Below are 23,787 nucleotides of genomic sequence, written 5' to 3'. Positions count from 1 at the left end.
AGTTGTGGTCCGGTTTTTCTATCTTTTGTGCTATAATCTGGCCTGAAACCCCATAAAAGCCTAAATTATGTACAAACGCCTTCTGCACATCGATTACCATGCCGAGAATAGTTACTTCCTTTTCGGCCCACGAGGAACGGGCAAAACCACCTGGCTAAGAGCGCACTTTCAAGACGCTATCTATATCGATTTACTGGATCAAGCCGTCTATCTAGAACTATCGTCTCAACCTTCTCGCTTATCCACCTATATCGATCACAAAAAAAATAACTGGATCATTATCGATGAGGTTCAAAAAATTCCCGCACTATTAGATGAGGTTCACCGCCAAATCGAACACCATAAGCGACGCTTTATACTGACCGGATCTAGCGCAAGAAGCCTAAGAAAAAAGGGCGTTAATCTTTTGGCGGGCCGAGCATTTGGTCTAAGCATGCACCCCTTAACCGCTATTGAGCTCGAGGATGACTTTAACTTATCTCACAGCTTACGGTATGGGCAATTACCTAAAGTGATTTCAACAAAAGAGCCCAATAAATTTTTGGCAAGTTATGTGGACAACTATCTACGAGAAGAAGTTTTACAAGAGGGCTTAACACGAAATATACAATCGTTTCATCGTTTTTTAGAAATCGCAAGCTTTTCTCACGGAGAGCAGCTAAACCTATCTTCTATTGCTCGTGAAATAGGCATGGATCAAAAGGTGGTTTCAAACTACTTCAACATATTAGAAGATTTGCTCATTGCCTATCGCCTGCCTGCTTTTACACGTAGAGCAAAACGTAAACTTGCAAAACACCCTAAGTTTTATTTTTTCGACGCAGGAATTTATCAACAAATCCGCCCTCGCGGACCTTTGGATAGCGAATCTGAAATCAGTGGCCCCGCTTTAGAAGGCTTATTTTTGCAAGAGCTTAGAGCGATCAATGCTTATTCTGATAAACAATATGATTTCTATTACTGGCGAGCCCACACGGGCCAAGAGGTCGACATTGTTCTATATGGCGAGAACGGCTTTAAGGCTTTTGAAATTAAGCACCGCGATCGTTTCGATAACAACGACTTAAAGGGGCTAAAAGCCTTTCATGCCGACTATCCTGAAGCAGAATGCTTTTTAGTCTACCAGGGCACTCAAGAAAAAGTCATCGACAATATTCGCGCTCTACCTGTTGAAATGGCTCTCCGCTCGCTTGAAAAATTAATTTAAGCCCGTTTACTGCTGCAAGCTTTGCCGTGTCATGCGCAAACCAAACAGCACCATAATCGCCGTGATTAAGCCTGTGATAGCCATCGCCGTAAACGCAAAGCTCACGCCGTGCCCAGAGGCTTTCGTATAATCATACACCGCAAAAATAATTTGCCCGCAAAACGCGCCCCCCAAATGACCTACACCATCGGTTACTGAAATACCTGTGGCGCGGCATGCCGTTGGAAAGCTCTCGCCGGTTAGGGTGTAGAGCAGTGGGATAAGTATTGAAATAGTGATCGCAGCCAAACAACCCAAAACCATAATCAGCCACAAGCTCGGCCACCAAGCAATCGCGAGCAAACAAAGAGCCCATACGATAGCCGAAACAAAAATCGTGTATTTTCGCTCGAAACAATCACTGAAAAAGATCGCAAACAGTGAGCCCAAAATAAAGCCGAGGGAAGATACCGACACCAATAGCAAACTATTGTGCAGGTCAAAACCACCCAGCAAAAAAAGCTTGGTATCCAAGGTTAGCCAAGCATAATTACCGATATAGTAAAAAAACCAAATCGCGCTAAAAAACAGTATCGTTTTAAACTGCGCCGGTTTGAATAAATCTTTATACGAAGAGGGCGCAAAGCCTTCTGACGCTGCAATCGGCGGCAATGCTTTTTTTATCCGTGATACAACTCTTGCCTCCAGCGCCTCAAGCTCCACACGTGCTTGTTCAAGCTTGCTATGCGAAACCAACCAGCGTATCGATTGTGGAACAAACCGTCGACAAAACATGACGACCAGTGCGCCCAAGCCACCCAGTGCAAACACCACACGCCAGCCCCAAACGTAATGAGGAATTAAAGCAAGACCAACAAAAGGCACCACGGCAAAACCTAAAAAGCCCAGTGCCACAGCCACACTGGTCATTTTGCCTCGAATGCTGGCTGGCGATAGCTCGCCCAAGTAGGTCGTCACATTCGCAATTTCTGAACCAATGCCCATGCCAATAATAAAACGCATGGCGATTAAAAAATATATATTCGGGCTAAAGGCTGACAATATTGAGCCCACACTGAAAAACAACATGGATAAAATCAAAGCCAGACGTCGACCGAAAAAATCCGACAAAACACTGTCAAACAAAGAGCCAACAATGTAACCGATCAAGCTGCTGCTGATACACCACAAAACCAGCGACAAACTAACATGGAACTGCTGGACCAAAACCGGAATGGCCAGACCAATCGTGATGATATCAAAGAAGGCGAAAAAAAAGCCGAGGCCTATAGTGAGCAAGACGCCGCGAGAATAGGGCCAAATAGGCAAGCGATCGAGCCTTGCGAGTAGATTATTTTCGGTGCTTAAATCCATTTTATATAGTCTCCATGATCATTTGATCATGGCATAAATGGATCAGTGTGTCATCCAAGTCTAAGGGTGTCTTTTAAATACGGAGTTAACCGAGATGGCGTTTGGTGTATTTACTCAAATCACGTACAACACGCAAACGGGCCGAGGCCTCTTGAAGCTCGATTAAGGCTTTGCTGTAATCGGCCTTGTCTTTCTTATCGATTTCGTCGTACTGCGCCTTTGCACGTTCAACGGCTTCTTGCGCTTCCTCTTCGTCAATGTCATCGGCGCGGATAACGGTATCAGCCAGCACAGTAACGATTTCAGGCTGAACTTCAAGCATACCGCCTGAGATAAAAAAGACTTCGCGTTTGCCGCCCTCAAGCACGGCGCTGACTTCACCTGGTTTAATCCCAGTTAATAACGGCGTGTGGCCCGGAAAAATACCCAAACCGCCTTCCTCGCCGTCAACCGTAATGTGCTCAACCAGACCTGAGAAAATCTTCTCTTCTGCGCTGACGATGTCCAAGTGAAACGTTTTTGCCGCCATTATCAACCCTTATAGCGTTTTCGCTTTTTCAATCGCTTCGTCGATCGAGCCGACCATGTAAAACGCTTGCTCTGGCAAGTGATCGTATTCACCCTCGATGATGCCTTTGAAACCACGGATCGTTTCTTTCAATGGCACGTAGATACCTGGCGAACCGGTGAACACTTCTGCCACGAAGAACGGTTGTGACAAGAAACGCTGAATTTTACGTGCACGCGTCACGATCAATTTATCGTCTTCAGACAATTCGTCCATACCCAAGATGGCGATGATATCTTTCAACTCTTTATAACGTTGCAAGACCTTTTGTACACCACGAGCCACGTCATAATGTTCTTGACCAACAACCAAAGGATCCAATTGACGTGAAGTAGAATCCAAGGGGTCGACCGCAGGGTAAATACCCAATTCTGCAATTTGACGAGACAACACAACCGTCGCATCCAAGTGAGCAAACGTTGTGGCAGGGGATGGATCTGTTAAGTCATCCGCTGGCACATAAACCGCTTGAACGGATGTAATGGAACCGGTTTTCGTTGACGTAATACGCTCTTGCAAAGTCCCCATCTCTTCAGCCAAGGTCGGTTGGTAACCCACCGCTGAAGGCATACGGCCCAACAAAGCAGACACTTCGGTACCGGCTAAAGTATAACGGTAAATATTATCCACAAAAAATAAAACGTCTCGGCCTTCATCACGAAATTTTTCTGCTATGGTCAAACCGGTTAAGGCCACACGCAACCGATTACCCGGCGGTTCATTCATTTGGCCATACACCAAAGCCACTTTGTCTAGTACATTTGATTCCTTCATTTCATGGTAGAAGTCATTACCTTCACGAGTACGCTCACCCACACCGGCAAAAACGGAATAACCTGAGTGTTCAATCGCGATATTACGGATAAGCTCCATCATGTTCACGGTTTTACCCACACCGGCACCACCGAACAAACCCACTTTACCGCCTTTGGCAAAAGGACAAAGCAAGTCGATAACTTTAATACCCGTTTCTAATAATTCTTCAGTTGCCGCCTGTTCTTCAAAGCTTGGCGCTTTGCGATGAATGGACATATGCTCTTCAGCACCAATCTCACCTTGTTCATCGATAGGGCGGCCTAAAACGTCCATGATGCGGCCCAAGGTTTTTTTACCGACCGGCACATGAATCGGTTTGCCCGTATTCACCACACTAATACCGCGTGATAAACCATCTGATGAACCCAAGGCAATCGCGCGAACCACGCCGTCACCCACCTCTTGTTGAACTTCCAACACCAGTTCTTTGCCTTCAATCGTTAAGGCATCATAAACCTTCGGCACATTGTCACGTGGAAATTCCACATCGACAACCGCGCCAATCACTTCAACAATTTTTCCGACAGCCTGTTCACTCATACTGTTTCACCTCTTAAGATACTGCATCAGCGCCGGACACAATCTCAGCAATTTCGCTGGTGATCGCGGCTTGGCGCGCTTTGTTATACGCTAGTTGTAAATCATTAATAATTTTGCCCGCATTGTCTGTCGCATTTTTCATCGCAACCATGGTGGCGGCTTGTTGGCAGGCGAAGTTTTCCACCACACCTTGGTACACTTGAGATTCGATGTATCGTCGTAACAAACGATCCAATAGCTCGCGCGCACCGGGCTCGTAAATATAATCCCAATGGCCTTTCTCGGTACCTTTATCTTCACTGGGCGTAATCGGCAAAAGCTCCAACACCTCTGGGCGCTGTTGCATCGTGTTGATAAAGTCGTTATAGCAAAGGTAGAGCGCATCAATTTTCTCATCGCGATACGCATCAAGCATCACTTTCACGATACCGATTAAATCTTCAATTTTTGGTGCGTCGCCCAGGTGGCTCGCTTTGGCGACAATATTCGCGCCTAAATGGCGGAAGAAGGCATCGGCCTTGTTACCGATTAAGCACAAATCGATATCGACTTTTTTCTGCTGAAAATCACGCATGTGCTTCACAGCGGCTTTGAACAAGTTCGTATTCAAAGGGCCACACAAACCGCGATCGGTGGATACCACTATAAAACCGACTCGTTTAATTTCACGACGCTCTAAAAACGAATGCTTGTATTCGGTGCAGGCCAAAGCAACATGGTGAGCCACATCACGAATTTTCAAAGCATAAGGCTTCGAACGTTTCATGCGATCTTGAGCTTTACGCATCTTGCTTGCGGCGACCATCTCCATGGCGCGCGTAATCTTCTGTGTGTTTTTCACAGAACCGATTTTTGTGCGTAACTCTTTAGCCGATGACATAGATTATTTACCAAGCTATCGTTTTCATCGCATCTTCGATCACTTTCACCAAGCCATCTTTGATGTCGTCGTTATAATCGCCTTTCTCATTGATTTGATCGAACAAGGCTTTGTTTTCAGATTTGAAGTAAGCATGCAACTCAGCTTCCACCACAACGATTTTTTCAACCGGCACGTGATCCAAGAAACCGTTATTCACCGCGTAAAATGAAAGCGCCATTTCTGCCAACGACAGTGGCGAATATTGCTTTTGCTTCATGACTTCTGTTACGCGCTGGCCACGCTCCAATTGTTTACGTGTTGCGTCATCGAGGTCAGAAGCAAATTGCGCAAACGCTGCAAGCTCTCGAAACTGCGCCAAGGCAATACGCGTACTGCCGACCAATTTTTTGATGATCTTGGTTTGCGCTGCACCACCCACACGCGATACGGATAAACCCGTATTGATGGCAGGGCGAATACCCGAGTTAAACAAATCTGTTTCTAAGAAAATCTGACCGTCGGTAATCGAAATCACGTTGGTGGGTACAAACGCCGAAACGTCGCCCGCTTGTGTTTCAATGATAGGCAGCGCGGTAAGCGAGCCGGTTTTACCTTTCACTTCACCCTTGGTGAATTGCTCAACATAGTGCTCATTCACACGGGCAGCACGTTCTAGCAAACGCGAGTGCAAATAAAAGACGTCGCCAGGATAGGCTTCACGACCCGGTGGACGACGTAACAACAATGAAATTTGACGATACGCCCAAGCTTGTTTGGTTAAATCATCATAAATGATCAAGGCATCTTCACCGCGATCACGGAAATATTCACCCATCGCACAACCTGCGTAAGGCGCGACAAACTGCATAGCCGCAGGATCAGACGCATTGGCTGCCACGATAATCGTGTGTTCCATCGCGCCATGCTCTTCAAGCTTGCGCACCACGTTAGCCACTGAAGAGGCTTTTTGACCAATCGCCACATAGATACACTTAATGCCGGTACCCTTTTGATTGATGATGGCATCAATCGCTACCGCTGTTTTACCCGTTTGGCGGTCACCGATGATCAACTCACGCTGGCCGCGGCCGACAGGCACCATACCATCGATAGCCTTCAAGCCGGTTTGGACCGGTTGATCCACTGATTGACGATAGTAAACACCCGGTGCAACCCGTTCGATCGGGCAGGTTTCACTAAATTTAAGCTGGCCTTTACCATCAATCGGATTACCTAAGGCGTCAACCACGCGGCCTAGCAAACCAGGGCCCACGGGAACTTCCAAAATTTTACCGGTACAACGGCATTTTTCGCCTTCTTTGATGTGTGTGTAATCACCCAAGACCACCACACCCACAGCGTCGCGCTCAAGGTTTAAAGCCAAACCAAACACGCCGCCGGGCAACTCCACCATTTCACCTTGCATCACATCATCAAGACCGAACACGCGGACAATACCGTCTTTCACGCTGATGACCGTGCCTTCAGTGCCTTCTTGTTTCTGCACCTTAAAACCTTCGATGCGGCTACGAATGATGTCGCTAATTTCAGAGGGGTTTAATGACATAGTGTATTTCCTTCAAGGTATTGCTTCAAAGATGAAAGTCGGCCGCGGCCTGAACCATCGATAACCAAATCATCGATGCGAACAATGGCGCCGCCCAGTAAGCTTTCATCCGTGTCATAAGTTAAATTCACAGATTGTTTAAAACGTTGTTCCAAGGCTTTATTAAGCAGCGTTTTATCTTCATCACTCATTGGCATCGCGGTGGTCACAGCCACATTGAGCTCTTGTTCTTTCAGCGCTTTGTAATGATCGAAGTGCGACAAAATTTCAGGCAACAAGGCAAAGCGTTTCGCTTCGAGCAGAACAGACACAAAGCGCGCGAGCGTTTCATCACGCTCATCCATTACCGATAAAACATTCGCTAGCAAAGCTTGCGTATCATGCTCTGGATTGGATACCGCGTATTGTACGTTGGCATCCTTGGCAATAAACGCCAATTGATTTAGCCACACAGACCACGCTTGCAGTGCGTTTTTATCTAAAGCCACCTCAAAGATGGCTTTCGCGTAGGGCCGGGCTAAGCTCAAGGCATTACTCATTAAAGCTGCTCCGAAAGCGTTTTCAGCATTTGGCTGTGCGCCGTTGCATCCACTTCGCGCTCAAGAATTTTTTGCGCGCCCAAGACGGACAAATTAACCACATCTTGACGCAAGACTTCTTTGGCCTGTGCCTGCATTTGAGCCACGTCTTTTTTCGCGTTCTCAATGATATTTTGGCTTTCGATGCGCGATTTTTCTTTCGCTTCTTCCAAAATTTCATTCGAGCGCTTGTTCGCTTTTTCAATCAGCTGGGAAGCTTCGAGCTTCGCTTCTTGTAAAAGCTTTACAGAGCGGTGCTTTGCCAACTCAAGCTCTTTTTGGCCTTTATCAGCGGCTGATAAGCCTTCTGCGATACGCGCTTGGCGATCGTGAATAGCCTTGATCAGCGGTGGCCAAATGTATTTCATTGTGAACCAAATGAAGATCCCGAAGGTAATCATTTGTCCAATGAGGGTTAGATTAATCTGCATAGATCTCTCTCTTTGTTAAGCGTCTCGCTTATTTAGCCAACGCACTCAAAGCTTGACCAATAAACGGGTTGCTCGCGAAAAACAAAAACAAGCCCATCACGATAGAAATCGCAGCAAAGGCATCGACAAGACCGGCCATCAAGAACATACGCATCATTAACATAGGCGAGAGTTCTGGCTGACGCGCCACACCTTCTAGAAACTTACCACCCAAGATACCGAAACCAATCGCGGTACCCAGTGCAGCTAAACCAATCAACAAACCCGCAGCAATCGCTGATGGACCTGTGATGTGCGCTAAGGCGAGTAATTTTGTGACGTTCATGTTGCCTCCTAAGTAGATTACTCAATAAAACCCTAATGTGACTCGTGTGCCATGCTTAAATACACAATCGTCAACATCATAAAAATAAATGCTTGTAAGGTAATAATCAGAATATGGAAAATCGACCAAATACCGCCTGGCGCCCACTGGATCCACCACGGCAAGAGACCTGCGATCAAAATAAAAATGAGCTCGCCCGCAAACATATTACCGAACAGTCGCAGCGCTAATGACAAAGGCTTCACTAACTCTTCGATCAAGCGAAAAATCACATTGATCGGAAGTAACCACACGCCAAAAGGCTTGGTGAACACTTCTAGCGACAAGCCTTTCAGACCCTTGACTTTAAAATTATAAAATACAATAAGCAAGAACACCGGTATCGACATACCAAAGGTGATATTCGGGTCTGCCGTCGGCACGGAGCGGAAATCATGAATACCGATAAAGCCTAAAATGCTCGGCAAGAAATCAACCGGGATTAAATCCATGAAATTCATCAAAAAGACCCAGACGAAAATCGTCAGCGCGAGCGGGGCGATAAGAGGATTTTTGCCGTGAAAAGTTTCGCGAACAGTTTTATCCACAAACTCGATGATCATTTCGATAAAACATTGAAGCTTGCCCGGCACTTCATGGGTCGCCCGCTTAGCCACAAAACGAAACAACCACAAAAAGCCCACACCAATTAAGATAGCCAGCAAACTTGCATCGAGGTCTATTGACCAAAAGCCATGCCCCACGTGCCAGTGCTGCAAATGATGCATAACATACTGTGAACCTGTTTCTCGCGCCATTAATAGCCCAATATCACAAACGGTGCCATCCAAAACACCATTATATTAATGATAAAACTCGCCATGTAGGGTTGGATCTCAGCGCCTAAGTAGCGCAGGGCGATCACCGATAACACCCCCATCATGAAAAGCTTTGCCGTTTCTGCTAACCAGAAACCCAGCAAAAACCGTTTGGCCTGTTGTGCTTGGCGATACCTCAGAGTCTTTACAATAAAAACCCCGTTGGCCGCCATGCAGACTAACCCTGCCAACAAGCCTGACCATGCGGCCTGGAGACTCCAGATACACAAAAACGCGACGCTTACCACTAAGGTTAAGATGAGCTGCCACTTGATCAATTTCAGCGCAGCCCGTCTTCCGGGGTTTGCTCGCGTTTTCACAGCATTTTGCCTGGTCATTATTAGCGCGAAAGTATAATGACTTCACCCCCAATGCGCAACGCTAAAAAGGCAAAAAATCGCATAAATCCAATTGCTTTGAGCTACCGACGATAAAAGCATGCTCCGTCTGAGCCTAGTCGGCCGGACATGATCAAATTTTGATCGTCTCGGCAGGATTGCCCGCGCCCACAGGCTCAGATATCATGAGCAAAATGAAAAAACCATGAAAGAATAGCCCATGAACCCAAAACCCTCTACACGCACACTGACTCACGCCATTTACCTGTGCTTTGTGCTCGGGGTATTTTTGCCGCCTTTAATTATCGTGGCCATCTTGCTGAATTACTTCAACGAAGACGATGTGGCCGGCAGCTGGCTACACACCCATTTTGCTTGGCAATCGCAAACGTTTTGGAAAGCGCTGATCTGGTACCTCATCGGCCTCTTGCTTTGCCTGATTGCCATTGGCGTGATTGTCATCTTTGCTGTATACGTCTGGTATCTTTACCGCATGATCAAAGGTTGGATTTATTTATCCGACAACTTGCCCATGCAAACGTTTTAAAAAAAGAAAGACTCACTTAAGGTGCGATAAAATGCCATCAAGCTCATCAAGGCTGGAATAGTGAATCATAATCTTGCCTTTACCATTCGCAGCATGCTGAACATCCACTTTCGCCGCAAGCTTTTCTGATAAGTCCATTTGCAAACGTTTGATATCCGGGTCAACGGCTGTGGCCACTTTTTTAGGTTTGCCGTGCAAGCTTTGTTTCACCAGCTGCTCAGTTTCTCGCACACTCAAACCTTTAAGCGAAACCATGCGCGCGATTTGACTTTGCACGTTGCCTTCGAGTGCGAGCAAGACTTTAGCGTGCCCCATATCGAGCTTGCCTTGCTCCAACATCAAGCGCACATCCATATTCAGATTCAATAAGCGCAGTAAATTGGTGACTGTCGTGCGAGATTTACCGACTTTTTCAGCCACCTCTTGCTGCGTTAAACCAAACTCATCCAATAGTCGATGCAGCGCTTGAGCTTCTTCGATCGCATTTAAATTTTCACGCTGAATATTTTCGATGAGCGCCATGGCCATAGCCACCTCATCAGAAATCTCGCGCACCACCACGGGCACACGATCCAAACCTGCGCGTTGTGCCGCGCGCCAACGCCGCTCACCCGCGATGATTTCGTACTGGCCGCTCGGCTTTAATTGGCGAACTACGATGGGCTGAATGATGCCTTGCGCCTTGATCGATTCGGCAAGCTCATCGAGCGCATCACTGTCCATATGTTGACGAGGTTGGTACTGGCCACGCTGAAGCTTTTCAACCGGCATCTGGCGCAAGCCTTCGGCTTTTTCCGTTGTCGTTTGCAAATCTTGGCTGACCGTGTTCAAGCTTGCCTTGCCTTTTTCAGACAATAACATGCTCGCAATTGATTTATTCAGTCCAGCCATCTTGATCCTACCCCGTATTTTTGGCTAGAATATTATCTCTGTATTCATTACATTTGGCAATTGATTAGGAGCGCCTCATGTCATTCAAACATCAACATTGCGGCTTTATGTCTCAAATTTGGAACGATTAAATAGGTCAAAATATGTCACTTTTGTATTCTCACTCACCCCTTGCCTTTCATCTCATTGCCAACACCCCATCCAAACGAAAGCGAAAACAGGCTTAAACCACTTCGTTTATTGTTTAACTCTTTTTCGCTTAGATAAGGTTTTTAGTATGAATTCACAACTTCGTCGTTTATCCGTTTTTGCCCTGGTCATGATCACGGTGGGCTCCGTCGATAGCATTCGCAACCTGCCTGCTACCGCACTGTTTGGCTCGGCCCTGATTTTCTTCTTTATCATCGGCGCCATTTTCTTTTTAGTGCCCGTGGCTTTAGTTTCCGCCGAACTCGCCTCAAGCTGGACCGAGGAGGGTGGTGTGTATGTTTGGGTGAAAGAAGCGTTTGGCACGCCGTTAGGTTATATGGCCATTTGGTTTCAATGGCTGGAAAATGTGATCTGGTATCCCACAATCCTATCGTTTGTGGCCGGTACCTTCGCTTATTTGATTGATCCCGCACTGGTTCGCAGCAAACTGTTTCTGATCACCGTGATTTTATTCACCTTTTGGGCGTTCACACTGATCAATTGCTTTGGCACGCGGGTCTCAAGCTGGTTCAGCAATGTCTGCAGCGTGTTTGGCTTATTGATTCCCATGACCCTCATCATCATCTTGGGAATTATTTGGCTATCATTAGGGCATCCCTCGCAAATTCATTTTTCACACGAAGCCTGGTTGCCTCACGCCTTTAACCCTTCGATGTGGGTTGCGCTCACCGGCATCATGATGTCATTTTGCGGTATGGAAATTGCCACCGTGCATGCCCGGGAGGTCAAAAACCCACAAAAAGCTTTTCCACGTGCTTTACTGTATTCCTCGCTCATTATCGTGACGACACTGATTTTTGGTTCTTTGTCGATCGCCACGGTATTGCCTCAAAACCAAATATCGCTCGTTAGCGGCATAATGCAAGCATTTAGCTACTTTTTTGGCGCATATCATCTCACATGGCTGTTACCGCTGGTGGGCGTGATGCTCATTATTGGTGGTTTGGGTGGTGTCAACAACTGGATTCTTGCGCCGACCAAAGGGCTTTTGATCGCCGCGCAAGACGGCACGATGCCACCCCATTTGCAACGCGAAAACCGCTACCGCGCACCGCAAAACCTACTGATCTGGCAGGCAGTGATTGTCACCCTTCTTACCTTAGTCTTTTTATTATTACCCACCGTGAATGCCGCGTATTGGTTACTCACCGCGCTGGCTTCTCAGATTTACATGATTATGTACATTTTGATGTTTGCCGCCGGCATTTGGCTGCGTGTCAAACATGCGGACAGACCGCGAGCTTTTCGGATCCCCGGCGGGTTTTTCGGCATGTGCCTGGTCGCAGGTTTTGGCATACTTGCCAGCATAATCACGACCATTGTCGGCTTTTTCCCGCCCAGTTCGATACAAGTGGGCAGCCTACTGCACTACGAAAGTCTACTCGTCGGCGGCTTGATCATCATGATCGTGTTGCCGATGGTCTGCTACAAGCTGCGTCGGGCTCATTGGTAGGGCCAGCAGGAGCAGAAGGCGCCGCGCTGAATAAAGCAGCCCGCGCGCCAGAACACTGTGTTCTTTTGGCAGAGTTGAGCGCCCGATCAAGCTCAGAAGCACATCGCCGAGGCCTGAATGGCAACGTTTTTCGAACCTCAACATCCGGCGCGCCAGATGAAGGCGAGGCTTGCCCGCCCAACATAGAGCCGTCACTATCATCGACTGCAAAGCCTTGGTTAAGCCGACTATCGTCACTTTCTGGCTCAGAAAGGTCATCAAAACGCTTAGCCGCAACCTCTCTCATTTCATGCATTGAGGCCGCTAACGCTAAAATTTTTTCCTCGCTAAAGTCTTGCAAGCCCTTAAGTTGCTCAGCTACACCAAAAACCCCAAGATTATTAGAAAGCGCGTGGTAAACCGCCACACAGACTGAGAGCATCTTCTTGTCAGCCAATTGGCCTCGGGTTATTGCTCGATCAACAGCAAGCACCTGGTTTAAGATACCATGAACCGCGGCCCGGCTATCGTCACTATCATTCAACACGGTCTGACTTTCCATGTGATTTCGTTCAAAAAGTGCCCGAACCACGTTCATATAGGACTCTTTTAGCAATAAATTCTGTATAGAACATCGCTCTCGACGAAAGAGCTGCCTTTTCAAAAAAGCCAGCACAACATAAGCGGGGATATTATCTGTGGCCTCTGCACCATGAAAGCGCACAGGAACAACCTTGGTTTTTGATCGTGACATAAATTAACCTTTTATTATTATTTTCGTTAATTGTAGCCGAAAAAGCTTAAGCCAAGCTTAAGAAGAGCTATTGGCGCCGCAACAGCTCACCAGCCAAAGCGATATAGGCCAGAGCACCTTGTGAGGAGCGATCATATTGTATCGCCGCCTGGCCGTAGCTAGGCGCCTCGGCTAAGCGGACATTGCGCGGGATTACGGTACGAAAGACTTTATCGCCAAAATGCGTAAGCAATTCTTTAGACACATCTGTGGCCAAGCGGTTGCGTGTGTCATACATCGTACGGAGCAAACCCTCAATTTGCAGCGTAGGATTAGCGACGTCTTGTAAACTTCGAATTGTATCAAGCAATGAAGACAAGCCTTCTAAGGCATAGTATTCACATTGCATAGGGATAATGACTGAGTCGGCCGCAACCAGCGAATTAATCGTTAACATATTTAACGTAGGCGGGCAGTCTATCAACATAAAATCGTAGCGCGGCTTTAAGGGTGCTAAGGCATTTTTCAGTGCGTATTCGCGATCCGTTTGTTGAAACAAATTGACTTCGGCTTCCGTAAGATCCCCATTGGCTGGCAAAATATCGTAAACATTGCTTGAACCGCGCACCAACTCTGCAGCAGGTTTTTTGCCGAGTAAGACATCGTTAATGGAGCCATCAAGCTCGTATTTATTCACACCGCTGGCCATGGTGGCGTTACCCTGAGGGTCTAAATCGATCAGCAATACCTTACGGTTCATCGTCGCTAACGATGCCGCGAGATTCACCGTGGATGTCGTTTTGCCTACGCCACCTTTTTGGTTGGTGACTGCAATAATCTTGCCCATGAGCCTGTCCTTCTTGAGTAGCCCAAAGCATACACAGCTTCGCCTTTTTTTGCTACTATGGCGTTTCTTCTCTTACTTCAGAGACATTCCAAAACCATTCTAACAATGCGAGTCGTATTCTAGGCTTGTGTTTTTCACTTTTTTTGTGTAATATTTTAAAGGTAAACACTATGAACACTACTGTTTTTGACGTGGAGTTTTCTCGAAAAGCTCTAAAACAAACAAAAAAGCTGCCAAAAAATCTACAAATTAAACTGGCCCTACGTGACTGGGTTTATTTTGTGAAAAACAAAGGTTTATTGGCCGCTCAGCAATATCCAGGTTATAAGGATGAAGCCTTGAGCGGAGATCGCACAGGACAACGTTCGGCGAGACTCAATAAAGCTTATAGAATTATTGACAAGCTTAAATCTAACAAAGCAGTCACCTTTGTTAACATAGAAGAGGTCAACAAACATGCGTACTAAAAAAAACTTATCCGATAAAACGCTAGAAAAACTTGATAAAATCATCGGCGGCGTAAGAACATTTGGCGAGCTCGTGCTTTCTCACAGAACGGCTGATGAAATAACACAAGCTGAACTTGCCAGACGCATTGGTATCTCTCAACAGCAATTATGTGATATTGAGAAAAACAGAAAACCCGTCAGTATTTATCGTGCAAAAGATATCGCCGAAGCTTTAGGCTATCCAGACTATATTTTTGTGGAACGCGCAATACAAGACAGCTTAGATAAAGCCAAGTTGGATTACAATGTTACATTAAGTCATAAAAAGAAGCTTTCTAGACTTAAGCAAAAAACTGCCGCAGCCTAACGCTTTATAACCACCAAATGCCGCGCATCATGCTGTTTTAGCGCAGGCAGTGTTTTGACTTCATACGGCGTATGAATCGCTTTTAATTCTTCTTCAGGGTATTGGCCCTTCATGGCTAATAACACGCCTTCTTTTTCGAGCAAATGATGGGTTTTATCAAAAAAATCGCTCAGTGAGGAAAAAGCTCTGGACGTGATGCTTGTAAATAAGCCGTCAGGCGAATATGTCTCAACGCGCGATTTAATCACATGAACATTATTCAAACCCAACTCAATTTTGACCTGTGTTAGAAAACGTGTGCGCTTGCCATTTGTGTCTAACAAATAAAATTGTTTATCCGGACATGCAATCGCTAAAGGAATGCCTGGAAGGCCCGCGCCACTGCCCACATCTAAAATTCTATCGCCCTGCAAAAAGGGCTGTATATTTAAACTGTCTTGCAAATGCAAATCCATCATCGCCTCATCAGACTCAATCGCAGTGAGGTTAAACACCTTGTTCCATTTTTTAAGCAAGACTAAATAGGCTTGAAGTTTTTGCTCGCTGTTGTTCATATTATTGCTCAAGTTGATTAACGAGATTGCTTTTTTAACATCACCAAAATTAAGGAAATGGCTGCAGGTGTCACGCCTGAAATTCGAGAAGCTTGGCCTATCGTTTCAGGTTTGGCTTGTTTTAATTTTTGGGTAATTTCAGCTGACAAGCCTGAAATGGCCGAGTAGTCAAAGTGAGCTGGAATTTTTGTGTGTTCATTTTTTATGGTGCGGGCAATTTCATCGTGCATGCGATCGATATAACCGGCATACTTTGCTTGAATTTCGACTTGCTCAGCCACTTTTTCATCGTGAATAATGTCGCTATCGATAATCGTGCGAATCTGTTCGTAACTCACTTCGGGCCGACGCAACAAATCTTCTAAGGTGTATTCGCGTGTTAACGCTTGACCTAAAATCGCTTCAGCTTTTTTAGCCTGTTCCTTGCCTGGCACAATCCAGGTGCTTTTCAATCGCTCACATTCCTTTTCAATGGCCTCACATTTTTCACCAAAAGCTTGCCAGCGAACTTCATCAATTAAGCCAAGCTCGTAGCCTTTTGCGGTCAAGCGTAAATCCGCGTTGTCTTCTCGCAGTAATAAACGGTACTCTGCGCGCGAGGTGAACATACGATAAGGTTCCATCGTGCCGTTAGTGATCAAATCATCAATCAATACACCCATATAGGCTTCATCTCGCCTTGGCGTCCATGCTTCTTTCTCTTGCGCTTTTCTGGCGGCATTTAGCCCGGCAATCAAGCCTTGTGCGGCCGCTTCTTCATAGCCTGTTGTGCCATTAATTTGGCCGGCGAAAAATAAATTTTCCACGAGCTTGGTTTCAAGGCTCTGTTTTAAATCACGCGGGTCAAAAAAGTCGTATTCAATTGCATAACCCGGGCGTGTGATGTGCGCGTGTTCAAAACCCACAATTGAGCGCACAAAATCCAATTGTACATCGAACGGTAGACTGGTTGAAATGCCATTAGGGTAAATTTCAAAGACATCTAAACCTTCAGGCTCAACAAATATTTGATGTGTGGCTTTGTCACTAAAACGCACGATTTTATCTTCGATCGAGGGGCAATAGCGTGGCCCAATACCTTCAATATGACCAGAATACATCGCTGAACGATGGATGTTTTTCTCAATGATCTCTTTGGTTTTTTCCGTGGTGGTCGTGATATGGCAAGGCACTTGTTGTGGATGTTCTTCACGGCAGCTCATAAACGAAAACACCGGCGTCGGCGTATCACCCGGTTGAACCTGCATTTTACTGTAATCTAAGGTTCGGCCATCGATACGTGGTGGCGTGCCTGTTTTCAAACGCGCAATGCGAAAAGGGCGCTCTCGCAGTTTTTTAGCTAGCGTTGTTGCGGCTTGGTCACCCGCGCGTCCGCCAATGGATGTTTTATCGCCAACGTGTAGGGTGCCGCCTAAAAACGTACCGGTGGTCATTACGACCGTTTTAGCTTTAAAGCTTAAACCCATATTGGTCACCACACCGGTAACACAATCATGCTCAATGATTAGGTCATCAACACCCTGCTGAAAAAGACTGAGATTCGTTTGGTTTTCAACCGCATGACGAACGGCCTGCTTATAAAGGTTACGATCCGCCTGGGCACGTGTGGCCCTTACAGCGGGGCCTTTGCTCGCGTTTAAGGTGCGAAATTGAATCCCACCCAAATCACTTGCTCGTGCCATAATGCCACCGAGTGCATCCACCTCTTTGACCAAATGGCCTTTACCGATACCACCAATCGAAGGATTGCAGGACATCTGGCCGATGGTTTCGATATTGTGTGTAAGCAATAGGGTGGCTGCGCCACTACGCGCTGCAGCTAAAGCGGCTTCTGTGCCGGCATGGCCGCCGCCGACCACAATCACATCGTACTGTTTATGGATATCCATGGTGCTTATTCTGTAAAAATTTTGGCCTATTATAGATTAATCGCTTATTCGATCAAGTTAATCTAGCCTTTGTTAATCTAGCCTTTGTTATCATCAATAAACAACAATTATAAACTGGTTAAATCTATGCCAAACGTTATTCGAAGCCATGCAAAATTCGGAACTTTTATTGGTGTGTCTTTTGCTATTTGCTTAAATATTTATTTTGGCTTTTCTTGCCTTAACAACGACTGCTTTTCAAATCGTTTAGGCTTTCGTTTATTTGACTTAAAACACCCTCAAGATATTTTCGATAATACGCCGCCACGTGCATTGGGTAATAGGATTACATTTGGCTTAACTTTAATAGTATGTTCAATGTTAGGTTGTTTGATTGGTACATGTATTGGCGCTTCTGCTCAAAGAAGAGAAAATTATCGTCTGCCTTAACACATGGCTGATGTGCAACGCTCCAATGTTTTTGTCACGATATGATCATCTTTAAAGAAATAATCTAATACCAATTTACCGTTTTCTAATCTTGCGGTTCGTTGCCCTAAATCTTTTACGCCTTCTGGATCGACATTGAAGGTAAAACTATTGTTTTCACATTTTGCCGTAAAAGGCACTGCAATATCTTTTGAGACAATGCGCAGGTGGTAATACGTACCTGCTATTTCATTCGTATTTGTTTTTTTAAGCGCAAGGCCATAGTGATCAATACCTTTTAAATTATTTGTCGCAAAGATTACCTTTTGTCCATTTGTATGATTCATTAAATCACAGATAGAATCTGTCGCGAACGCATTAACTGAAATAATTAAAATAATTAAACCAAACCCTTTCAACATACCTTTTTCCTTATGATTTTGAATCGGGTTTATTTTTAATACGAATTGTGTAAAAAGTAAAGTGTGCTGTCATTTACCAATACAGAAGGTCGAGAAAATTTTACCGAGTAAATCATCAGAAGTGAATTCACCCGTGATTTCATTAAGATGGTTTTGCGCTAAACGTAATTCTTCAGCCACTATTTCACCGGCTTGATGATTATTAAGCGCGGTATCAGCAAGCTTTAAGTGTTTATCCGTTTTTTCAAGTGCATCAATGTGTCTTCGGCGTGCGATAAACAGACCTTCAGAATCACTTTGGTAATTCATTAAGCTTTTTAAATGTGTTTTTAAATGCTCCAAACCTTGTTGAAGCTTGGCAGAAATGAATACCACATCGTATGTTTCATTTTTTTCAATTCTTGCTGTTTGATTCATTAAATCAATTTTATTCACAACAACGCAGAATTTTTTATGCTGCTTTTGCTGAATTAGCTCGGGCCAATTCTGTTCTAAGTCTTCCAAAGTTTCTTTGGAACCATCCAATAGCACTAAAATAACATCTGCTTCATCCATGGCTTGCCAAGCACGATCGATACCCATTTTTTCAATGCTATCAGTAGTTTTTCTAAGTCCTGCCGTATCAATAATATGCAAAGGCATACCATCAATGTTAATGGATTCACGAATAATATCCCGTGTGGTGCCGGCAATATCTGTGACAATTGCCGTATCACGGCCTGACAAAGCATTTAATAAGCTCGATTTTCCGGCATTAGGATGGCCAACAATCGCAACCTTCATGCCCTCTTGTAATAAATGGCCTTGTTTTGCTGACGCATAAATGGCGTTAAATTGATGTTTTAAATTATTCAGTGCTGATGCAATTTTCCCATCATTAATAAAATCAATTTCTTCTTCGGGAAAATCAATGGCTGCTTCCACATACAAACGCAACTGAATGAGTTTTTCCAGAAGCTCATTAATTGCTTTTGAAAATGTGCCCTGTAAGGATTGAATAGCCGATTGAGCCGCTTGTTTAGTGCTCGCGTTGATTAAATCAGCAATGGCTTCAGCTTGCACCAAATCGATTTTATTATTCAAAAATGCACGTTCTGTAAATTCGCCAGGTTTTGCCAAGCGAACATTATTCAAGCTCAAACAAGTTTTAATAATACTGTCTAAAATAATAGGGCCGCCGTGCGCCTGAAATTCAACCACATCTTCGCCTGTGAATGAGCGTGGTGATTGAAAAAATAGACTTAAGCCTTGATCAATAATTTGATCATCTTCATCAAAAAATTCAGTGAATACAACTTTTCTAGGCTGGATGTCTGTTTTTTTACTTAATTTTTTTGCGCACTCTAAGGCATGTGGGCCTGATACTCTTACAATACCTACACCACCGTGACCCGGTGGTGTGGCGATAGCAATAATCGTATCAGTGGGTTGCACCATTACTTTTTACGCTTTTTTTTAGCTTTCTTTTGGTAATGGCCTTTTTTATGCTTTTGCAAAATATACCATTGTTGCAAAACAGTGATGGTATTATTGGTTAGCCAATATAACGTTAAACCTGCTGGAAAATTTAAAAAGATGATGGTGAAAAACACTGGCATAAACATCATCATTTTGGCTTGCATAGGATCTGCAGCCGGTGGGCTAAGTCTTTGCTGAACAAACATGCTCACACCCATAAGAATCGGTAAAATATAGTAAGGGTCTTTCATCGATAAATCATGTATCCATAAAAAGTCCGCCATACGAAGCTGTACGGATTCTGCCAATACATAATACAAAGCAATGAACACAGGAATTTGAACAACCATAGGTAAACAACCACCCATGGGATTGACCCCTTCTTTACGGTATAACTCCATGGTGGCACGACCCAGAGCCTGCCTATCGTCTTTATATTGTTCTTTTAGGGCCTGAATTTTTGGTTGTAGATCTCGCATCATGGCCATTGATCTAAAACTTTTTTCTGAAAGTTTATAAAAAATTAGCTTAATGAGTACGGTTAATAAAATAATCGCCACGCCCCAATTACCGACAACGGCATGGATATATTTCATGATGGCAAATAAAGGCACTGAAATAACTGCAAAAAACCCGTAATCAATCGTTAATGCTAAATGGGGTGAAAGTGCATCTAATTGATTTTTGAGTTCCGGTCCTACGTAAAAATTGGAACGCATTTCTAAGGTTTCACCATGGGCTGCCGATATACTTGGCCCCATTAATGTCACTGAGTATAAGTCGCCGTTTAACGATTGGCTCTGATAAAAGTAGGGTTGTTGTTTATTAGGAATCCAAGCCGTTAAAAAATAGTGCTGAACAAAAGCCAACCAGCCGCCTTCGATGGATTCTGAAATGGGTGTTTCTTTTAAATCTTTAAATGTGTGTTTATCAAAAGGTTCTTTTTTTGATGAGGTTGCAACACCTAAAAATTTACGTGGACCGATTAAATGCGTACTGTCTTTTGGCGCTTTTCGAATCGTCTGCATAAAATAGCGACCTTCCCAAGGCTGCCTTCCGTGATTAACAATCGTATAACTGGTGTTAATTGCATAACTTCCTTTAGTGAAAATAAATTGTTTTGTTACACTTAATCCATTTTTTTCACCGTATAAATTCACTGTCAGTGTTTTTTCACCAGGTTGCAGGGTGTACTGGCTTTTTTGGCTTTTAAATTCGATTGCATTTAAACCTGTGACATCGGATATGGCTGTGTAGTAGGTTTTCGGTGATTGGTTTAGCAAGACATACGGTGTATTTTTATTTTTCACCGATAGTGGGTATTTAGGTAAGCTGGTTTCTAATAAGCGACCTGTCGCTTCATCGATTGATACATTTAAAACATCGGTATGAACTTGAATTTGTTTATCCGGGGCAACAGTACCATGCGCATCTTTAGCGCCTGTATGCGTATTCACAGGTAAAGCTTGCTTAATTTCTGTTGAATCTATTTGTGCTGTTTTTACAACGTGTGTTGTTTTTTTTGTTGCAGGTGGATTTTCCTTTAACCATAAGCTGTATAATTGAATGCCCAAAGCAAAAATAATCACATATAAAATAATCCGTTTAAAATCCATAATCGTTTAACTCTTTTTTTCGGGGACGGGATCATACCCGCCATTACACATAGGGTGACACTTTAATAAGCGCTTACTCACAAGGAAAATTGAAGTCAGTAAATAATGTTTTTGGAAGGCTTCTTTAGCGTAAGCTGAGCAACTGGGATAAAACCGACAACGGGCAGGCAAAAAGCGACTGAGCGCTTTTTGGTACATGACAACCATGATGAATAACATCTTTTGTATTACTCGCTGTAGCGCTGCCATGCTTTATCCAATGATTGACGTAAGTGGTATTTATCGTGCGTGAGATTATGCCTGACGATCACTAAATAATCGACCGGTTTTAATGTGTTGGCTTTTAAACGAAAACTTTCTCGAATGACGCGTTTGTATTGATTTCGAATACACGCTTTCTTTGACACTTTTTTGCTAACAATAATACCCAAACGCGGGATCGAAAGTTCAGCCTTTTTACTGACTAATACAAATTGATCAAAAACGAGCTTACCATCGCCTTTTTTTAAGCGATTAAACTCGTTTTTTTTTCGAAGCCTAAGTAACTTAGAGAAATAAAATGGCATTAAGCAGAAAGGCGCTTACGTCCTTTAGCGCGTCGTCGATTGATTAATTGACGACCACTTTTTGTTGCCATGCGTGCACGAAAACCGTGGGTTCTTTTTCGTTTTAAGTTACTGGGTTGATATGTTCTTTTCATAACCAATCCTAAAATTCAGGTCGAGCATCATATTTTTATTTTGAAGGCTTGTCAATCTGAAAGCTTGTTTTTCTAAATGGTTCACATCCCATAAATAATATAAATAAGATATATAATTTAATTATAGTTATTATTATGTGAATACATTCTGTGGATAAAATTATTAAAAATAATAAAAACAATAAGTTATTTATTTGATAAGTCGATTTTTTGGCGCGTATAAGTCGGTATAAACTGGGGTGAAAAGCTTGAGTTATCCACAGAGCGAGTTGTTAAGCCAATTAAGCACAGCTTATTCCTGGTTTATTAGCCCCTTTATGCACAGCTTTTTATTTTACAAGAAGCTATTTTTTAGAGGAAACTGTAAAAAAATTATACAAACTTGCTTTGAAAATTTTATCCACAGAACCTGGATTCTGTGGGTAAAGGCGTATACACTTTCCCCTCATTTTTCTCTGGGCTTAAAGGGCTAACGCGTGGCTGACATTTGGCAACAATGTTTACAGCAATTACAAACACAAATTAAAGAACAGGATTTCAATACTTGGGTTTTGCCTTTGCAAGCTGAAGAAAAGGATTCTCGATTAATTTTGTACGCGCCGAATCGTTTTGTGATTGATTGGGTCAACGATAAATTCTATAATACGATTTGTCAGTTAGTGGCTGAACTGTCAGGTAATGATGAGCCGCCTACTGTTTCACTACAAGTTGGTAGCCGAAAAACCGCCGATGCGCCTACTTTTCCTGTCAAAAGGGTTAACACAACCACCAGTGCTCAAAAAGTCGAAGTCACTGAATTTAAATCCAATGTGAACCGTAACTTTACTTTTGATAAGTTTGTAAAAGGTAAATCCAATGAGTTTGCGTATGCAGCGGCTCACCAAGTGGCTGAAAGCCCCGGTGGCGCCAACAACCCATTATTAATTTATGGTGGTGTGGGCTTAGGTAAAACACACTTAATGCATGCTGTTGGCAATGCTATGCTGCATGATAAGCCTAATGCCAAAGTCTTATATTTGCATTCAGAACGCTTTGTAGCCAATATGGTAAGAGCGCTTCAAACCAATACCATGGATGAGTTCAAGCGTTTTTATCGCTCAGTTGATTTACTATTGATCGATGATATTCAATTTTTCGCTGGCAAAGATCGTTCGCAAGAAGAATTTTTTCATACGTTTAATTCTTTGTTAGAAAATAATAAACAAATCATCATTACTTGTGATCGTTATCCTAAAGAAGTGAGTGGCCTTGAGGAACGGCTACGTTCTCGTTTTGGCTGGGGTTTAACCGTTGCTGTTGAGCCGCCTGAATTAGAGACTCGTGTAGCGATTTTAATGAGTAAAGCAGAAGCTCAAGGTGTTCATTTAAATAGTGATGTCGCTTTCTTTATTGCAAAACGTATTCGATCAAACGTGCGTGAATTAGAAGGCGCATTAAAGCGTGTGATTGCTAATGCGCAATTCACCGGACGTGAAATTACCACGGATTTTGTCAAAGAAGCCTTAAAAGATTTGCTGACGCTTCAGGATAAATTAATCAGTATAGAAAATATTATTAAGACGGTGGCTGAATATTATAAAATCAAAGTTTCAGATGTTTTGTCTAAGCGTCGAAGTCGCTCTGTAGCCAGGCCTCGTCAAATGGCAATGGCCTTATCAAAGGAGCTCACTAATCACAGCTTGCCAGAAATTGGTGATGCATTTGGTGGAAAAGATCACACTACTGTCTTACACGCTTGTCGAAAAATGCTCGAGCTTAGGGATACCAGCAGTGAAATTGCTGAGGATTATAAAAATTTAATTCGAATTTTAACCACATAACG

The 23,787-nt window shown here is 44.0% G+C and carries 28 protein-coding genes; 7 read left to right on the top strand and 21 right to left on the bottom strand.

All coding sequences use genetic code 11. The features are described 5' to 3' along the window. Positions 1-67 precede the first annotated feature (67 nt). Positions 68-1,207: an ATPase gene (locus COV52_05775; GenBank protein ID PIR11014.1), complete on the top strand. Its 1,140-nt coding sequence runs from the start codon at positions 68-70 to the stop codon at positions 1,205-1,207. A 6-nt stretch (positions 1,208-1,213) separates the two neighbouring features. On the opposite strand, the gene COV52_05770 is transcribed toward COV52_05775, so the two are convergent. From COV52_05770 to COV52_05725, 10 genes are all read right to left on the bottom strand, one after another. Then, positions 1,214-2,560 carry an MFS transporter gene (locus COV52_05770; protein PIR11013.1) on the bottom strand — a complete coding sequence of 449 codons (1,347 nt, stop codon included), beginning with the start codon at positions 2,558-2,560 and terminating at the stop codon, positions 1,214-1,216. A gap of 85 nt (positions 2,561-2,645) precedes the next feature. Further along, entirely contained in the window at positions 2,646-3,089 is a 444-nt protein-coding gene (locus COV52_05765) for a F0F1 ATP synthase subunit epsilon (protein PIR11012.1), read from the bottom strand. A 9-nt stretch (positions 3,090-3,098) separates the two neighbouring features. Then, positions 3,099-4,484: a F0F1 ATP synthase subunit beta gene (gene atpD / locus COV52_05760; protein PIR11011.1), complete on the bottom strand. Its 1,386-nt coding sequence runs from the start codon at positions 4,482-4,484 to the stop codon at positions 3,099-3,101. A gap of 13 nt (positions 4,485-4,497) precedes the next feature. Further along, a complete protein-coding gene (locus COV52_05755) occupies positions 4,498-5,364 on the bottom strand; it encodes a F0F1 ATP synthase subunit gamma (GenBank protein ID PIR11010.1) in 867 nt (288 codons plus the stop codon). A gap of 7 nt (positions 5,365-5,371) precedes the next feature. After that, positions 5,372-6,913 carry a F0F1 ATP synthase subunit alpha gene (locus COV52_05750; protein ID PIR11009.1) on the bottom strand — a complete coding sequence of 514 codons (1,542 nt, stop codon included), beginning with the start codon at positions 6,911-6,913 and terminating at the stop codon, positions 5,372-5,374. Next, positions 6,904-7,452 (bottom strand): F0F1 ATP synthase subunit delta, encoded by a 549-nt coding sequence (locus tag COV52_05745; protein PIR11008.1) that lies wholly within the window; start codon positions 7,450-7,452, stop codon positions 6,904-6,906. Before COV52_05745 ends, COV52_05750 begins: the two co-directional genes overlap by 10 nt. Continuing rightward, complete coding sequence (locus COV52_05740) at positions 7,452-7,922, bottom strand: F0F1 ATP synthase subunit B (protein ID PIR11007.1); 471 nt, start codon at positions 7,920-7,922, stop codon at positions 7,452-7,454. Before COV52_05740 ends, COV52_05745 begins: the two co-directional genes overlap by 1 nt. Positions 7,923-7,950: 28 nt before the next feature. Beyond that, the gene (locus COV52_05735) at positions 7,951-8,247 is read right to left on the bottom strand and encodes an ATP F0F1 synthase subunit C (GenBank protein ID PIR11006.1); all 297 of its coding nucleotides are present in this window, start codon (positions 8,245-8,247) and stop codon (positions 7,951-7,953) included. 32 nt (positions 8,248-8,279) lie between these two features. Next, complete coding sequence (locus COV52_05730) at positions 8,280-9,044, bottom strand: F0F1 ATP synthase subunit A (protein PIR11005.1); 765 nt, start codon at positions 9,042-9,044, stop codon at positions 8,280-8,282. Then, positions 9,044-9,442, bottom strand: coding sequence for a hypothetical protein (locus tag COV52_05725; protein ID PIR11004.1), 399 nt, complete (start codon positions 9,440-9,442; stop codon positions 9,044-9,046). The genes COV52_05730 and COV52_05725 overlap by 1 nt, the downstream gene beginning before the upstream one ends. Before the next feature lie 220 nt (positions 9,443-9,662). Here COV52_05725 and COV52_05720 point away from each other — a divergent pair, with 220 nt between their 5' ends. Continuing rightward, positions 9,663-9,989 (top strand): hypothetical protein, encoded by a 327-nt coding sequence (locus COV52_05720; protein PIR11003.1) that lies wholly within the window; start codon positions 9,663-9,665, stop codon positions 9,987-9,989. Between the two features lie 12 nt (positions 9,990-10,001). On the opposite strand, the gene COV52_05715 is transcribed toward COV52_05720, so the two are convergent. Next, a complete protein-coding gene (locus COV52_05715) occupies positions 10,002-10,880 on the bottom strand; it encodes a chromosome partitioning protein ParB (GenBank protein PIR11002.1) in 879 nt (292 codons plus the stop codon). Positions 10,881-11,157: 277 nt separating this feature from the next. On the opposite strand from COV52_05715, the gene COV52_05710 reads away from it, so the two are divergent. Next, complete coding sequence (locus COV52_05710; GenBank protein PIR11001.1) at positions 11,158-12,543, top strand: amino acid permease; 1,386 nt, start codon at positions 11,158-11,160, stop codon at positions 12,541-12,543. On the opposite strand, the gene COV52_05705 is transcribed toward COV52_05710, so the two are convergent. Beyond that, positions 12,491-13,276, bottom strand: a complete 786-nt coding sequence (locus COV52_05705; protein PIR11000.1) for a hypothetical protein — start codon at positions 13,274-13,276, stop codon at positions 12,491-12,493. The genes COV52_05710 and COV52_05705 overlap by 53 nt on opposite strands. Before the next feature lie 67 nt (positions 13,277-13,343). Continuing rightward, positions 13,344-14,102, bottom strand: a complete 759-nt coding sequence (locus COV52_05700; GenBank protein ID PIR10999.1) for a cobalamin biosynthesis protein CobQ — start codon at positions 14,100-14,102, stop codon at positions 13,344-13,346. Positions 14,103-14,272: 170 nt separating this feature from the next. Here COV52_05700 and COV52_05695 point away from each other — a divergent pair, with 170 nt between their 5' ends. Next, a complete protein-coding gene (locus COV52_05695) occupies positions 14,273-14,569 on the top strand; it encodes a hypothetical protein (protein ID PIR10998.1) in 297 nt (98 codons plus the stop codon). Continuing rightward, on the top strand, positions 14,559-14,918 hold the full coding sequence (locus COV52_05690) for a transcriptional regulator (protein ID PIR10997.1): 360 nt from the start codon (positions 14,559-14,561) through the stop codon (positions 14,916-14,918). Before COV52_05695 ends, COV52_05690 begins: the two co-directional genes overlap by 11 nt. Here the strand turns inward: COV52_05690 and COV52_05685 are convergent. Together COV52_05685 and COV52_05680 are read right to left on the bottom strand one after the other, a co-directional pair. Beyond that, positions 14,915-15,472 carry a 16S rRNA (guanine(527)-N(7))-methyltransferase RsmG gene (locus COV52_05685; protein PIR10996.1) on the bottom strand — a complete coding sequence of 186 codons (558 nt, stop codon included), beginning with the start codon at positions 15,470-15,472 and terminating at the stop codon, positions 14,915-14,917. The two genes, COV52_05690 and COV52_05685, sit on opposite strands and share 4 nt — an antisense overlap. 17 nt (positions 15,473-15,489) lie before the next feature. Next, complete coding sequence (locus COV52_05680; protein PIR10995.1) at positions 15,490-17,361, bottom strand: tRNA uridine-5-carboxymethylaminomethyl(34) synthesis enzyme MnmG; 1,872 nt, start codon at positions 17,359-17,361, stop codon at positions 15,490-15,492. A gap of 126 nt (positions 17,362-17,487) precedes the next feature. Between COV52_05680 and COV52_05675 the strand changes: the two genes are divergently transcribed. After that, positions 17,488-17,790 (top strand): hypothetical protein, encoded by a 303-nt coding sequence (locus COV52_05675; GenBank protein ID PIR10994.1) that lies wholly within the window; start codon positions 17,488-17,490, stop codon positions 17,788-17,790. Here COV52_05675 and COV52_05670 read toward each other — a convergent pair. The 6 genes from COV52_05670 to COV52_05645 form a co-directional block, all read right to left on the bottom strand. After that, complete coding sequence (locus COV52_05670) at positions 17,787-18,191, bottom strand: hypothetical protein (GenBank protein ID PIR10993.1); 405 nt, start codon at positions 18,189-18,191, stop codon at positions 17,787-17,789. The genes COV52_05675 and COV52_05670 overlap by 4 nt on opposite strands. A 69-nt stretch (positions 18,192-18,260) precedes the next feature. After that, positions 18,261-19,628 carry a tRNA uridine-5-carboxymethylaminomethyl(34) synthesis GTPase MnmE gene (locus tag COV52_05665; GenBank protein PIR10992.1) on the bottom strand — a complete coding sequence of 456 codons (1,368 nt, stop codon included), beginning with the start codon at positions 19,626-19,628 and terminating at the stop codon, positions 18,261-18,263. Beyond that, positions 19,628-21,265, bottom strand: coding sequence for a membrane protein insertase YidC (locus COV52_05660; protein ID PIR10991.1), 1,638 nt, complete (start codon positions 21,263-21,265; stop codon positions 19,628-19,630). Before COV52_05660 ends, COV52_05665 begins: the two co-directional genes overlap by 1 nt. A 6-nt stretch (positions 21,266-21,271) precedes the next feature. Beyond that, a complete protein-coding gene (locus COV52_05655; protein ID PIR10990.1) occupies positions 21,272-21,514 on the bottom strand; it encodes a membrane protein insertion efficiency factor YidD in 243 nt (80 codons plus the stop codon). After that, on the bottom strand, positions 21,493-21,831 hold the full coding sequence (rnpA, locus tag COV52_05650) for a ribonuclease P protein component (protein PIR10989.1): 339 nt from the start codon (positions 21,829-21,831) through the stop codon (positions 21,493-21,495). Before rnpA ends, COV52_05655 begins: the two co-directional genes overlap by 22 nt. Further along, the gene (locus COV52_05645) at positions 21,831-21,965 is read right to left on the bottom strand and encodes a 50S ribosomal protein L34 (GenBank protein PIR10988.1); all 135 of its coding nucleotides are present in this window, start codon (positions 21,963-21,965) and stop codon (positions 21,831-21,833) included. The genes rnpA and COV52_05645 overlap by 1 nt, the downstream gene beginning before the upstream one ends. A gap of 476 nt (positions 21,966-22,441) precedes the next feature. Here COV52_05645 and COV52_05640 point away from each other — a divergent pair, with 476 nt between their 5' ends. Next, positions 22,442-23,785, top strand: coding sequence for a chromosomal replication initiator protein DnaA (locus COV52_05640; GenBank protein ID PIR10987.1), 1,344 nt, complete (start codon positions 22,442-22,444; stop codon positions 23,783-23,785). Positions 23,786-23,787 lie beyond the last annotated feature (2 nt).

This window comes from Gammaproteobacteria bacterium CG11_big_fil_rev_8_21_14_0_20_46_22 (assembly GCA_002796245.1).
Lineage (GTDB): Bacteria > Pseudomonadota > Gammaproteobacteria > UBA12402 > UBA12402 > 1-14-0-20-46-22.
The sequence above is the reverse complement of the archived record's forward strand: the minus strand, read 5'-3'. Positions and strand labels throughout refer to the sequence as shown.